The sequence below is a fragment of the Tunturiibacter gelidiferens genome (assembly GCF_014201335.1).
GTDB classification, from domain to species: Bacteria; Acidobacteriota; Terriglobia; order Terriglobales; family Acidobacteriaceae; genus Edaphobacter; species Edaphobacter lichenicola_E.
The window spans coordinates 101,011-115,133 of record NZ_JACHEB010000012.1; the positions used below are offsets into that span (position 1 = coordinate 101,011).

The following is a 14,123-nucleotide window of genomic DNA, read 5'->3' on the forward strand; positions in this document are numbered from 1 at the left end:
ATCCCTGTTTCTAAGTATCGAGATTTCTTATCTGTAGCTCGCCCTGGCGTGGATCTGTTTTTTGTAAAAACGCGACGTTCCTCTTCCAGCGGGCAGCTTCGATCATGTAATAGCAACCCTGCTCAAGATGAAAGTACAACCTAAACAGAAAGAACCGGCATTCCTCGAGCACCTTCCGTAGGTTCACTAGGAAACTTGTACTCTGGCTCTTAACAGTGATTCTTGCCGGTCTATGTAAGGGGAATGGTCTTTTAGTCTCTCGGGATCTCACAATTCCATCGCGAGCTATGGCCTTGTGAAGCAATAGATGAGTCTTTGTTCCAGGGAACGTCGCAAAAACGACTTTTTCCCCATATCGATCTAGCCACAAACTAACCGTTTGAGGCAGTTGCCGAATTGTCCACGCTAGCGAATCCGGCATTCGCCGTATGTCGAAAATCTGCTGCGAAATCCGCGTCGCAACCCCAATTGCCAACTTCGTTTCTTCGCTCTTCGAAGCACACTGCCAAACCTCGGCCCACAGTGCATCATTCTCCTCGTTAAAATTGACGAAGTTGACGTATTCGAGAATCCACGACGCACGCGTCCATTCACTCTTGAGGTGCTTGAATAAGTGATGCGCAAGCGCGATAAATCGATCGCTATCAGAGAGGATTGGCAGTTCTAAGTCTTCCCAGAATCTTATACCCGCTTTGGCCAATCTATCGTGCTGGAGCGCCCTTCCATCTGGGTCATTAACATCGTCGAAATGGATTTCTACGCAACGTTGAAGTTTTGGCTTATAGAGATCTTTCAGAATGGGCAACTGTCCATTACCAGCCTTAAACTCTTTTACGTTGGGTCCCTCCCCGGTGAGCAAATACCCATGTCGCTCTAATGTCTGTTGGCACCGAGAGACATGAGAGCGGTCCACCAAAAAATCGAGATCGAGCTGAAGACGCTGTCCAGCTTCCCTGAATGCATCGGGAGCCAAAGTAAAGCCTTTTAGGTTGGCGTAGCATAGGCCCGCTCGCCTGAACGCTCTATTAATCACCATGAACTCATCAAACAGTTGCTTCGTCTTCGCCTGATTATCCTGTGCATTCTCTTGGAGACGAAGCAAAACAGGCTCGGGAATCGCCGCTTGAATGCCGAACACTTGAAGGCGTTCCAGCAAATATAGCGTGAGGCCATTGGCATCCAGCCACCTATAAGTCCCCCGCCACGCCCGGTAATTAAACTTGGAGAGGGCTTCATAGTGGCTGCTCGGATCCTTTTTTCGAAAGGTGGCAATTACTGCCTCTGCCAATTCATAGTTCATTTGTGGCATGCTCCTTTTGGTGCTTTTCTTACGAATGATTACTTGTCGTAAAGCACCGGATCACCGAGACTACCTGCGGGCGGCAGGTTTCGAATAAACAAAACAATCGACCATATCTCGTCATCGCTCAGAATCCCCCTCGAACCCGGCATGCCGGATGGAGCAACACCATAATCGATCACCCATTTGAGCTGTCCATCCGTGTAGGACTGAATCTTGCTAGAGCTAAGCAGAGGTACCGGAGGCGACATGGCATCTGCGAACGGGACACCGGTGTTTTGACCATCCATCCCATGACATGCGACGCAATAGTGCGTGAAAGCTTCCCGCCCCGCAGTGATGTTTGCGTCAGAACGCTGGAGCGGATTACGTTGTGCGCGGTTGCGAACGAATAAAGAGTGCTTGCTCCAAGTCAAAACGCTGTCCTCTATCCTGCCGGGAGGAGCAGATTTACATCCAGTCATTGCCACTAGATAGAGCAGCATCAAGATTGGAGTGGCCCTGTGCATCGCTAGTCTGTCACGTGAAGGGTTAATGTCATTGAGCCGTGACCGGATCCACAGAACACTGAACAGTGCCCTACAAAGTCGCCGGTTTGTGTGGGCGTGAATGCGAGTTCTGCCGTCTTTCCCTTTTCAATCTTCGTGTTAAGGTTCAATTCCTTGAATTTCAGACCATGCGCAACGTCTTCGGTTGTCAACTTGATTACTACCGGCTCACCTTTCTTCAGGGTGATTTGTGACGGCTCGTAGGCGAAGCGCTTAACCGAAACATTGACCGTGATGGGAGCATCGGAGGTCGAAGCAAATCCCGGCGCAACAAATGAGCCGATAGATAAAATACTCACTAAAACTGCTTTGGCTGAAACCTTGTATGTCATTTCACGACACCACCTTTTCCTGGGTTTTGCGAACATCATCAAAGCTACATCCGTCATTCATGTCGAGAATGGAATGTAGACATATCAATATTCTTGACCTTAGTTGACTCACTTGGTTTAGTTGTCATTACGTAATGTTCTATTTGTCACTTATTTGTAAAAGCCCTCGGTCTTTCAGATCTCCAGCAGGGTGGGAATTAATTCTGAAACCAAGCGTTTAATCGTAATCCTGGAAGAGACAAATCCCAGACATTCCGATCTTTGGGCGTCGTAGAATAAGATGGTTTCCGTTCCAACAATCAACGTTCGTAGTTCTCCCGCGGAGAGTAGGGTGATTGGGGAAATATCATTGGCCGCCAATGCATCTCGAATAAGGTGCCAAGAAACCACAGCAGGCAGATTTTCAGCTCTTCGGGTACTCCAAGAGCGCCGAACTGCCAACGCGATTCCTAACTCATTTGATCGGACAGAACATCGGCTGGGGCCAACGCTATCGGCGAACACATATGGCGTTGCTACGAACCGTCGTAAAAGGTCTGGAGACCTCATCGCATCGAGCTTCAAGCAAACATCTCCCGCGTTTGATTAGCGACAAACTCAACAAGATACTCCGCGGCGACCTGGGGAGTTCCTCCGTACCGCAGTAACCAACATGGTAGTCTTGATACCATTTCGAGCGTGAGATCTCGCATTGCAGAAGCTTCATATAGCTCCGGCGGCAATCTCTCCACGCTAGAATTGAGATAGCTTCTAGCTTTTCTCGATGCTACAGAAGCGAACTCAACCTTGAATTCTGGTATTCGCTCCAAAAAAATCAACCATCGCGGTTCACATGATTTTTCAACTCGGACCGTGAATGCTTCGGCGACGTCCACCTCGTAAGCTAACTCGCCATTCATCGATTTCTGTGGGCGATAGCTCGCCAAACGAGGAAAGTGATTGGTAGCATCTGGTAACAGCTTGACCGGAGCTGATGTGCCGAACGCTACCAGAGAGCTCTGATGTCGTGACATGTAGGTCCAGTCATCGGAGACGTAGCTGAATCCATTTTGCGCAAGGGCGACAGACAACGTAGATTTTCCCGCACCTGACAATCCCGCTATTAGTAATCCGTCACCACTTCGCTCAAGACACGCGCAATGCATGGGAACCAACCCCATGGCAGCACCTAACACTCCCAGAGAGATTGGGATAAGCTTCTCCCTCCAGAAACGGAGGTCTATGGCTGCTACTCTCGAGATACTGGCGCTAAGTGTGCGGCGCAGAACATCGAAGATGAAAATATTGCCAGTGCCAAACGAAGCTGTCACGACGTGGCGTAAACCGCGGAAGTGGGGCTCTTCAATCGGGTCGAATGAAGATTCGTTCACTACAACGAGCATGCTAAATCGATTCCCAGATTCGCAGTTCTCGACGTGGGAAAGCTGGCTTAGTAGAGCTCGAAGTTCTAACGAGTTTGTGATCAGATCACACACCACACCCGCGAAACGAAGCTCTTGGGCGTAGGGCAGAATCGTTGGATCGACCGAAACTGACTTCATCGGAACACCTGTCGAACTTCACTCTATCGCAAGGGATACGAGATTTTCACCGACCCAAAATAACTTTACAAAGCGCTGACATGGATATGACAACTGCTGCCGCCGCAAGTCATATCGTCCAAAATAAGTGAGGAATCGAATTGCCTAAAGCCCGCAAAGTCGTCTTCTTCTTTCCCTCTTTCGCGAGCTCTGATGCCACCGCACCACTGGGTATTCTCGCTGTTGCCACTCCCTTGATCCGTGCTGGCTATGAGGTTGTGCTCATTGACTCCACGATCACCCCGAACTATAAGCTACGCGTACTAGAAGAAGTAAAGGATGCGATCTGTCTCGGAATTTCTTTGGTTACCGGACCGATGATTCGGGAAACTGTCGAGATTGCCAAAGCGATAAAGGCTCGAGATTCCAAGTTCCCTATTGTCCTAGGCGGCTGGCACCCCTCCCTTCTACCTACACAGACACTTGAAGCCCCGTACATCGACTACGTTATTTGTGGGCAGGGAGAAGAGTCCTTCCTTGAATTGGTCGGACACATTGAGAATCAGTCCGCTCCGGATTTTGTCTCAGGTATTGGTTTCAAGCGAGACAACAAACTGACATTCACACCCGAGCGTGCGCTTCGGCCCATTGTGGACCAGCCGCCCAAGGCCTATCAAATCGCAGACTTTGATGCCTATGAGCGAATGTGTGGAAAGCGTTGGGCGATGTACACCTCCAGCCTGGCTTGTCCCTTCGATTGCGCTTATTGCACCAACGGCGCCGTCTATAAACGCAAATGGAACGCGCTTCCAGCGGAGCAATTCGTTGAAGAGACCATCGACCTTAGCCGCAGGTACAACCTCAGTATGCTTTGGATAGTCGACGATAATTTCCTCGTCGATTTGGAACGCGCGCGAGCCATAGGCGAGGGTCTGGTACGCGAAGGCGCAGAGTTTCAGTGGAGTATTCAAGCAACCACAAATCTGACCTCCCGGCTTTCTCTGGAAGACCTGAAATTGTTGCGTCGCAGCGGCCTTCACCAGATCTGCCAAGGTGTAGATTCCGGGTCTCCAAAGATCTTGAAGGCGATGAACAAGACATTTCAAAACTTTGAGGATATTTACGAGAGCGCGGCAAGATGTTTAGCCGCAGGAATGCGGCCATCTTTCAATATTATTTTCGCCTACCCTGGAGAAGGCCCCAAAGAACGCCGAGAGACTATGAATTTCATTATGGATGTCTGCCGGCGCTTTCCAGGCACCGAGTTCTGGACGAACATCTTCACTCCGTATCCCGGAACCAATGTGATGAACAGGGCTGCCGAACTTGGGATAGAAGTTCCCGACTCCCTCGAAAAGTGGGCCGAATTTTTTCCACGTTATACCAAGCTCCCATGGCTGAACGGGCGTGATCACGAAGAATTACAAATTATGCGCGATTACCTCCGAATTGCTTTTGATCGGATTCCTATCGGAGTTGACCGCCGAACTCGCATTACTCGTCTCGCTCAGAAATGCATTTCTTTCCCAGCGCGGTTCCGACTCGATCATGGACTGTATCGTTTTCCTGCCGAACTCTGGTTGAATGACAAACTAAAAGCAAGGACCGCCGGATTCAAACCGGTCGTCGACGCGCGCCGATTGGAGCCCAACCCTGAGCAGGTCGAGGCCGCATGCTGAGCAAAGGTAAGGTCGTTCTCTTTTACCCGCCCTATGATGGACCTCCACTGGGCGCTCCGCTTTGCTTACTCGCCCTTGCCGCGAGCCTACGCGAAGCTAACTTCGACGCTGTCCTGATCGACGCCGCCATCGAACCGAACTACCTCTCTCGCGTTGAGTGCGAATCTGTGGACGCTCTCTGCGTTGGCATCTCCGTTTTGACGGGGCCGATGATCCGCGGCGCCATAGAGGTTGCAAACACGATCAAGAACCAAAGCCCGTGGCTGCCGATTATTTTTGGTGGTTGGCACCCCTCTCTTCTGCCAGACCAAACCCTAAGCGAGAGCTTCGTGGATATGGTTGTCCGTGGTCAGGGAGAAATTACACTTGTAGAAACAGTTCAAGCCTTGGCACAACACAGATCCCTCAACAACATCGCTGGTCTTTCATGGAAAAGCGATGGGCGACGTGTCCACAATGCTGATCGTAGGGTAGAACCCCTTGATTCACTGCCACTCCCCGCGTTCGACCTCACCAATTTTGAAGCTTACGAAGAGATCTCTGGTGTGCGCAAACTCGCCTATGCCACCAGCGTTGGGTGTCCTTATGCATGCAATTACTGTACAGACATGGTCTTTTATAAACGCCGATTTAATGCACTCTCGGCGGACCGGACTGTGGCTGAGATGATTGACCTGGTAACTCGGTATCGCATCGACGAAGTAGCTTTGCTGGACTCTAACTTCCCGGTTCAGCTACCGCGAGCACTCCAGATTGCCCGTGGCATCATCGATTCGGGAGTCAAGTTCAAGTGGACCTTCCAGGCCTCCACAGATTTCCTATGCCGCATGAGTGAAGATGATGTACGCCTCTTAGGCGCCAGCGGTGTTTCACACATGGGCTTCGGTACGGAGTCAACATCGGACTCCGTCCTCAAACTTATGAATAAGCGGCATCAGCGGGTCGATGAAATGTATGAAACTGCACGCAAGGCTCAGTTAGGTGGTATTCGTGTCACGTTCAATCTAATCTTCGGTTATCCGGGCGAGACAGAAGCGGATCGAATTATCACTTTTCAGACAATGAGCGACATTGGCCGCCAGTTCCCCAACGTCAGTTTCTCTCCAAATATCTTCACTCCGTATCCAGGAATTCCGATTTGGCCTCAACTGCGAGACCTTGGTGTTCCCGAGCCGAAAAATCTACGCGAATGGATGGATATGCCATTGGGAGCCAACATGTTGCCGTGGCTCACGGGTAACGAGTTAGCGAGACTTCAACGCATGCTCAAATATTTTCTCCTCAACAATCAAATTGATCGCCAGCAAAATAGCTATTCGCGACTACGACGCACTGTCAGGGTTATCGTTCAAACGCCGATCAGGTGGCGACTCCGTTCGAGCAACTACTCATTCCCTTGGGAACTCTGGCTCTCTAACATATCCGAGCACATAGTACTCCGTCGTTCGCTGGTGACTGGTCAAGAGCTTCCAAAGGAGCCCGTCAATGCATGCTGACCCGACGAAGAGAGGGGGATAATCGATGGCTGACGTTCTGCTGACACATTCTTACCATCTCCCTTACGATCCCAAGCAGGTGCGAAAGATGCAGCCGTATCCGCCTCTCGGGACGCTCTACGCTGCGTCCGCTCTAAGAGCCGGAGATATCGCTGTTGCCGTGTTCGACACCATGCTCGAAGATCCCAACTCGGGCTTTACAGCGGCCTTGCTAGAGCACTGCCCTAAGCTCGTTGTCATCTACGAAGATGATTTCAATTTTCTCTCGAAAATGTGCCTCACTCGCATGCGTCAACTCGCTTGGCAACTCGCTCACCAAGCAAAGCAATCTGGTGCGGTTGTAATAGCGCATGGTTCGGACATGACAGATCAGGCCGAGTCTTACCTCCGCAACAACGTCGATTTCATTTTGCTGGGTGAAGCTGAAGAAACGCTCGTAGCTCTGTGTTCCGCGATTCTCTCCGGTGCCCCGCACTTGGACATACCAGGCCTCGCATATCTTGACGCGGCAGGAACTCTCTCAAAAAGCGCAGGCGGCATCCCAAAGAACCCATCGTGGAATAGTCTGTCGCGACCCTCACGCGAGCTGATTGACCTAGCACCTTATCGCCAGGCGTGGTCCTCCGCGCACGGTCATTTCTCAACAAACATCGTGGCCAGTCGCGGATGTCCCTACCGATGTAACTGGTGTGCAAAGCCAATTTCTGGCAACAAGTTTCAGATCCGCTCGGCCAAAGCCGTAGCAGCTGAGATCCGGGAGCTGAAAGAAATTTATGGTGTTGAGCACATCTGGTTTGGCGATGATGTGTTCGCATTAAATCATCAATGGGTGCAAGACCTCGCAGACGAAATTGAAGCGATGAAATGCGCTCTCCCTTTTAAGATACAGTCTCGTGCTGATTTAATGACACCGAATACTGTTGCAGGGCTCAAAAGAGCAGGGTGCGCTGAGATATGGATGGGGGTCGAATCTGGGTCGCAGCGAATACTCGATGCGATGGACAAGGGACTAACTGTCAATGATGTGACCACTGCACGGACCCTGCTTGCCGACAACGATATGCGCGCGTGCTTTTTCCTGCAATTTGGTTATCCAGGCGAGACATGGGAAGACATTCAACGAACTATTGACCTAGTACGTAGCATGCGCCCTGACGACATTGGCATCTCTTTCTCTTACCCACTTCCAGGGACAGCGTTCTATGAGCGCGTACGGGAGCAGATCGGAACTAAACGAAATTGGACCGATAGTGACGACCTATGCGTCATGTTTTCTGCCGCCTATAACAATGACTTTTACATGGCGCTACGAAATGCACTTCACGCTGAGGTCGACTCTTGGAAAAATGACCCCGACACAGTTGCGAATTCAATTGACCCAGTGACTCTTTGGCAGCGTGTTTTTGAGCTCGAAGCCGTCAGCAAAAACTCCGCCGCAACATTCTCCGTCGGCGCAATGGCCGCTGGTTCAGGCAAACACGAGTTTGTTCCTCTGCAAACGCTACTCCCGCCTGAGAGGCAGGTTTAAATGGCAGAGCTTCTATTAACTCACGGCTACTTCCTATATGAAGACCCCAAGGAGCTTCAGATTCTGAAGCCCTACGCCCCACTCGGAATCTTGTATTTGTGCTCTCATTTGCAGAAGCAAGGATTTGATGTAGATGTCTTTGACACCACATTCTCCAGTCGTGAAGCGCTCTTCAATCACCTGCGCACCGAGACGCCCTCGGTCATTGGCATCTACGCCAATCTCATGACACGGAGCAATGTGGTGGAAATTCTGAGAGTAGCGCGTGAGGCAGGCTGGAAGACGATCGTAGGTGGCCCCGAACCAGGTGCGTACGCTCTCGAGTATCTTGAGTCGGGCGCGAACTATGTCGTCTTCGGTGAGGGTGAACTCACAATGCAGGAGCTCCTAGAAGCTTTTCGCGCTGATGACACTGCCGCATGCACTACCATCTCCGGACTAGCCTACCTTGATGTCGCCGGAAACATGCAGGAAAACTCCCCGCGTAATCAAATAGCCGATCTCGATAGTCAACCATGGCCAGCTCGTCACGCTATAGATATTGCCCGCTACGTCAAGACATGGCGCGACGCACACGGTAAAGGTTCGATCAACTTCATTACTGCTCGTGGATGCCCTTATAAATGTCGTTGGTGCAGTCATCAAGTCTTCGGTCAAACTCATCGTCGTCGTACCCCACGGCTCGTCGTCGATGAAGTGGAGTGGCTCCTCACAACCTATTCTCCGGACATGGTCTGGGTATCTGACGACGTCTTTACTATCAATCATCAGTGGCTTCGCGATTACGCTAGAGAGATGCAACTACGCGGCCTCCGCATTCCCTTCGAGTGCATCTCTCGCGCAGATCGTCTGAACCCAGAGATGCTTGACCTTCTCGCTGAACTTGGTTGTTTCCGGATCTGGATCGGCTCTGAAAGCGGGTCGCAACGCATCCTCGACTCCATGGATCGTGGCGTAAAAATCGAACAGGTACAACAAGCTGTCGCCATGAGCCGCGAAAGAGGCATTGAAAGCGGCATGTTCCTTATGTGGGGCTACGAAGGTGAAGAGCTAGAAGACATCGAAGCAACGATCAAGCACGTCAGCATCTCCAAACCAGATGTATTCTTTACGACCGTCTCTTATCCCATCAAAGGGACACCCTATTACCAGAAAATCTCCAGTCGCCTCGTACAGTTGAAGCCATGGGGAGTTAGTTCGGATCGCGAGATCAAGATCAAGGGACGTCACTCGCAGAAGTTTTACAGCTACGCAGACAAGCTCCTTCGAGATGAGGTCCAACTCGCTCGCATGGCCGAATCTCCCGACGCTGAATCCGAACGCGCATCCAGTCTGCGCCACGAGATCGCGCTCGCCCGCGCTGCTTTGCTCTCAATCCAGACCGAGGTGGAAGCATGATTCCGACGGCGACGGCGCAGCCACAAGCCATTCTAGCCTTCGACCAATTGGCGAAGCGGTACGACGATCTGTTTACTAGATCTCTCATCGGGCGCGCTCAACGAAATGCGGTATGGAGAGTGATCGCAGAGACATTTCAATCCGGAGACCAAGTTCTGGAATTGAACTGTGGCACCGGCGAAGACGCCCTTTTCCTTGCCAGCAAAGGAGTCTCCGTGGTTGCCTGCGACGCTTCCGAACAAATGATCGAGTATGCCCAACAGCGCCTTCGTACCGAAGCTCCGACCACTGTCGTGAAGTTCGCCCAACTGCCAATCGAGCAAATCGCTGAGATTCGCACGGAAGGCACTTTCGACGGGGTCTTCTCAAATTTTTCAGGTCTAAATTGCGTCGCTGATCTCAGCCAAACAGCAGAAGACTTGGCAACTCTCCTTGCGCCGGGCGCTCCCCTTATTATTTGTCTTTCAACCCGCTTTTGTATCTCAGAAATCATCTGGTTTCTCATTCACGGAAGGCCCCACGAAGCGTTTCGAAGATGCTCGGGCCACGCTGCGGCTAAAGTAGGCGAATTCGTTGTAGATGTCTACTATCCAACCCTGCGTCAGCTGCAAAAATCGTTCTCGCCCGCCTTCGTGATGCGTTCCTGCGCCGGCATCGGAATCACAGTTCCTCCTTCTTACGTTGAACCATGGATCCGCAAATGCCCAAACTTGCTGCACGTCATGGAGACGATCGACAAAGCCCTCTCGGTGTGCCCGGGATTTCGGGTGATTGGCGATCACATGCTCATTAGTTTCGAAAGAGTCCGGGTATGATCGCGATGGCTCACAAGGAATCCATCGATTTTCGTGCGGACGAAGACAATGACGTTCGTCTTCGATGCCCTCGATGCGGGGGGTGGATCAGTAGTTTGTCAAATACGAATGTTACTGACGCTATATTGGTCTGTTCCGACTGTTGCCTAAAGCTGTCGAGCGAGGAGGGTATTTGGAGAGCTTTGCTTCCCGAACGCGTCTCTCACTTCTCCCGCTTCATTCGTGACTATGAGTTTATTCGCTCTGCGGAGGGCCGCGGCAGCGTGGATGCAGAGTACTATTTGGCGTTACCTAATCGCGACCTGTCAGGAAACAACAGTCAACAATGGATCATACGAGCCAGGACGTTTCGTTACATCGAGCGACATATTCTCCCTGGCTTGAAACCCGATAATGGAAAGCGGCTTCGAATTCTGGACCTTGGCGCAGGTAACGGATGGATGAGCTATCGGCTAGCTCTTGGAGGTTACGCGCCTGTGGCAGTGGATCTGCTTACCAACGACAGAGACGGGCTAGGCGCCGCAATTCACTATCAGAAGCAGCTTACTACTCTCTTTCCACGCGTCCAGGCAGAGCTCGACGTCCTTCCTCTCATGGACGACGCGTTTGATCTTGTCATCTTCAACGCTTCATTTCACTATTCCGAAGACTACGAGAAGACCATTGCTGAAGCATTACGTTGCACGTGTGCGGGTGGCACAATTCTTATTGCCGACACCCCATGGTATCGCAACGAAGCAAGCGGACAACAAATGGTAAACGAACGGCGTAGGTCTTTCACTCAACGGTATGGCATTGCCTCTGACAGTCTCAACAGCCTCGAATTCCTCACCGATCAACGTCTCCAAAGACTGGAGGCGCGCTTCGGACTTCGTTGGCAGGCGCATACGCCGAGTTACGGCATCCGCTGGTTCATGCGGCCATTACTCGCCAAAGTGCAGGGCAGACGTGAACCATCTCAATTTCGAATCTATAGTGCCCGAGTACAAAAATGATCATTCTCTTTAATCCGCGAGCCACAAACCCACGCAACCGACGGCTTCCCCTTGCTGTATTGGCTATTGCCGCCGTACTCGAGGGATGCGAAGACTACGAGATTGTCGACGGTAACGTGGATGACAATCCCGTAGCCACCATTTCGCGGCTAATCGAACAATACGACGTTGAGCTACTCGGCGTCTCGGTCATGCCAGGACCACAGATGGTCGCGGCGATGGACGCTTCCCGTGAGATACGACGAGCCTATCCTCACGTCAAGATCGTTTGGGGTGGCTACTTCCCTTCCGTCTATCCAGATGCCGCGCTCAATGCAAAATATGTAGACTACATCGTTCGCGGCCAAGGCGAAGAAACCCTACTTGAACTTCTGGACGCGATGCGCGGCAGGCGAGCTTTCGACTCCATTCTCGGCCTCTCCTACAAAGACATCTTCGGGCTCCCAAGGAATAACGCTGAGCGGCCTATGAAAGGACCTGATGAATTTCCTTGGTCGCCATTCCATCGACTGCCTGTCGAGAAATATCTTCGCCCCTCTTTTTTTGGAAAACGTACCGCCGTCCATCACGCCAGCATTGGCTGCCCGTTTAACTGCAGCTTCTGTGGTGTCCACGCTGCTTACGGAAACAAAGAGCGTATGGAGTCTCCAGAGCGTACCGCCGCCATTCTCTCCCATTTGGTGACCGAGTACGGTGCTGATTCGGTCCAGTTCTATGATATGAATTTCTTTCTTAGAGAAGATCACGCTCTCGAGCTTGCTAAGAGAATTGAACATCTCAATCTTCGCTGGTGGTGCGAAGCCAGGGTCGATGTGATGTCCCGGTACTCTGACGAAACCTTCGCTGCGCTCAAACGCGCCGGTTGCACGATGATCTTCTTCGGCGCAGAGTCAGGCTCCGACTGGGCTCTCAAAGAGATGAACAAGGGCATTAATACAGAGCAAACAGTCACAATCGCAGAGCGAACAAAACAATTCGGTATCATTCCTGAGTTCTCCTTCGTCATCGGAAACCCCGGCGATCCCGAACGTGACACACGGGAGACTCTCGCCTTCATTCGCAAATTGAAGAAGATTAACCCTGACTCCGAGATCATCATCTACCACTACACGCCGGTGCCGCAGCCTGGAAACATGTATGGCAATGTGGACGGCCAGATAGCGTGGCCGTCGACGCCCGCAGAGTGGGCTTCAAAGCGGTGGATGGATTTCACTTTGCGCATCGACACACAAGCTCCGTGGCTTCAACGTAAAACGAAAGATCTCATAGACAACTTCGAGACTGTCATTGGCTCGCGATGGCCAACAGTACAGGACATCCGCGCGCCGAAGTGGAGCCGCATTCTCCTAAAAACTCTCAGTGCATGGCGATACGCTCTCGGAGTTTATCGCTTTCCGGTTGAACTTCAATGGGCCAACGAATTCATCAGCCTCCGCAAACCAAAGCGAGAAAGTCTGTGACTGCAACTGCTTTGTCCTCCTTTGATGTCTTCGATACCTGGGCGCAGGTCTACGATGAGCAGCCTAATCCGCTCCTCATGCTGGAGCAACGTTTTCTAAGTCAGATGCTCCCAGATATCAACGGCCTGCACGTGCTGGATGCCGGCTGTGGCACCGGCCGGTGGCTCCAGTTCCTGGCGCCACGTGGCGCCGCGAGTTTGACTGGCGTGGACTCGTCAACAAAGATGCTGCGCCGCGCCGAAGAAAAAATTGGAACCACCTGCTCCCTGCGACAAGGAACTTGCACGGCTCTGCCCATACCTGACAACAGAATTGACCTCGTCGTGTCTTCTTTCGTTTTAAGCTATCTCGAAAACTTGAAAGACGTCGCTAGGGAACTGCACCGAGTTACCCGTCCAGGTGCCAATGTCTTTTTGACAGATATGCATCCAGGCACTGCAATCTCCTGTAATTGGACAAGGTCATTCACTCACGATGGGTCAACAGAGAAACTCCGTGTGCATGGACACTCCCTGCAGGCGATAGTTAATACTTTCAAAGCTTACGGCTTCGAACTACTTGCGAACGTCCAGCCCGCTTTCGATTTAGAGGAGAGAAAAATATTCGAGGAAAACGACAGGCTGGCGTTTTATGAAGAATCCGCAGACTTCCCTGCTGTATACATTCTGCAGTTACAAAAAAAAACGCTCACGTCGAAGTTCGCTGATGCAAGCGAAAGCTCTCAGTCGCTTCGCCTCTCGGGAGGCAGATATGCTCTCGGGCCTAGCTCTGCAGCCGAAGGGTCGATTGAGATCGAACGCGGGCATATACGCTCTCTCTTGGCCAAAGGGCCTGTCACCGGGGAGACGCAAACAGGGCGGAAGGAAACCGTAGACTTGTCCCGCTACATATTGCTTCCGGGTTTGATCAACGCTCACGATCATCTTGAGTTCAGCCTCTTCCCAAACCTCGGCGTCGGACCATATCTGAATTCAACCGAGTGGGCGAGGGAGATCCATCGGACCCACGCGGCCACAATTGCCTCCCATCGCAAGGTGCCAAAGCAAACCCGA

Annotated in this window: 11 protein-coding genes and 1 pseudogene; 8 read left to right on the forward strand and 4 right to left on the reverse strand. The window is 51.7% G+C overall.

Annotated features, from left to right (window positions below):
• Positions 1-10 precede the first annotated feature (10 nt).
• The 4 genes from HDF14_RS21375 to HDF14_RS21390 form a co-directional block, all read right to left on the reverse strand.
• The gene (locus HDF14_RS21375; protein WP_183980756.1) at positions 11-1,300 is read right to left on the reverse strand and encodes a nucleotidyltransferase family protein; all 1,290 of its coding nucleotides are present in this window, start codon (positions 1,298-1,300) and stop codon (positions 11-13) included.
• Positions 1,301-1,338: 38 nt separating this feature from the next.
• Positions 1,339-1,716: a c-type cytochrome gene (locus tag HDF14_RS21380; RefSeq protein WP_260698476.1), complete on the reverse strand. Its 378-nt coding sequence runs from the start codon at positions 1,714-1,716 to the stop codon at positions 1,339-1,341.
• Between the two features lie 95 nt (positions 1,717-1,811).
• On the reverse strand, positions 1,812-2,180 hold the full coding sequence (locus HDF14_RS21385) for a cupredoxin domain-containing protein (protein WP_183980760.1): 369 nt from the start codon (positions 2,178-2,180) through the stop codon (positions 1,812-1,814).
• A 560-nt stretch (positions 2,181-2,740) separates the two neighbouring features.
• The gene (locus HDF14_RS21390; protein WP_183980762.1) at positions 2,741-3,721 is read right to left on the reverse strand and encodes a hypothetical protein; all 981 of its coding nucleotides are present in this window, start codon (positions 3,719-3,721) and stop codon (positions 2,741-2,743) included.
• Between the two features lie 140 nt (positions 3,722-3,861).
• Between HDF14_RS21390 and HDF14_RS21395 the strand changes: the two genes are divergently transcribed.
• The 8 genes and pseudogenes from HDF14_RS21395 to HDF14_RS26900 form a co-directional block, all read left to right on the forward strand.
• Positions 3,862-5,379, forward strand: a complete 1,518-nt coding sequence (locus HDF14_RS21395) for a B12-binding domain-containing radical SAM protein (RefSeq protein ID WP_183980764.1) — start codon at positions 3,862-3,864, stop codon at positions 5,377-5,379.
• Positions 5,373-6,875: a B12-binding domain-containing radical SAM protein gene (locus tag HDF14_RS21400; protein ID WP_183980766.1), complete on the forward strand. Its 1,503-nt coding sequence runs from the start codon at positions 5,373-5,375 to the stop codon at positions 6,873-6,875. Before HDF14_RS21395 ends, HDF14_RS21400 begins: the two co-directional genes overlap by 7 nt.
• 25 nt (positions 6,876-6,900) lie before the next feature.
• Entirely contained in the window at positions 6,901-8,403 is a 1,503-nt protein-coding gene (locus HDF14_RS21405) for a B12-binding domain-containing radical SAM protein (RefSeq protein WP_183980768.1), read from the forward strand.
• Positions 8,404-9,801, forward strand: coding sequence for a B12-binding domain-containing radical SAM protein (locus tag HDF14_RS21410; protein WP_183980770.1), 1,398 nt, complete (start codon positions 8,404-8,406; stop codon positions 9,799-9,801). It begins immediately after the preceding gene.
• Positions 9,798-10,616: a class I SAM-dependent methyltransferase gene (locus HDF14_RS21415; RefSeq protein ID WP_183980772.1), complete on the forward strand. Its 819-nt coding sequence runs from the start codon at positions 9,798-9,800 to the stop codon at positions 10,614-10,616. Before HDF14_RS21410 ends, HDF14_RS21415 begins: the two co-directional genes overlap by 4 nt.
• Positions 10,617-10,798: 182 nt before the next feature.
• Positions 10,799-11,611, forward strand: a complete 813-nt coding sequence (locus tag HDF14_RS21420) for a class I SAM-dependent methyltransferase (RefSeq protein ID WP_260698477.1) — start codon at positions 10,799-10,801, stop codon at positions 11,609-11,611.
• Positions 11,608-13,071: a B12-binding domain-containing radical SAM protein gene (locus HDF14_RS21425; protein ID WP_183980776.1), complete on the forward strand. Its 1,464-nt coding sequence runs from the start codon at positions 11,608-11,610 to the stop codon at positions 13,069-13,071. Before HDF14_RS21420 ends, HDF14_RS21425 begins: the two co-directional genes overlap by 4 nt.
• Positions 13,020-13,622: pseudogene (locus HDF14_RS26900) on the forward strand (class I SAM-dependent DNA methyltransferase); the annotation flags it as partial. The gene HDF14_RS21425 and the pseudogene HDF14_RS26900, both read left to right, overlap by 52 nt.
• Positions 13,623-14,123: the final 501 nt, after the last annotated feature.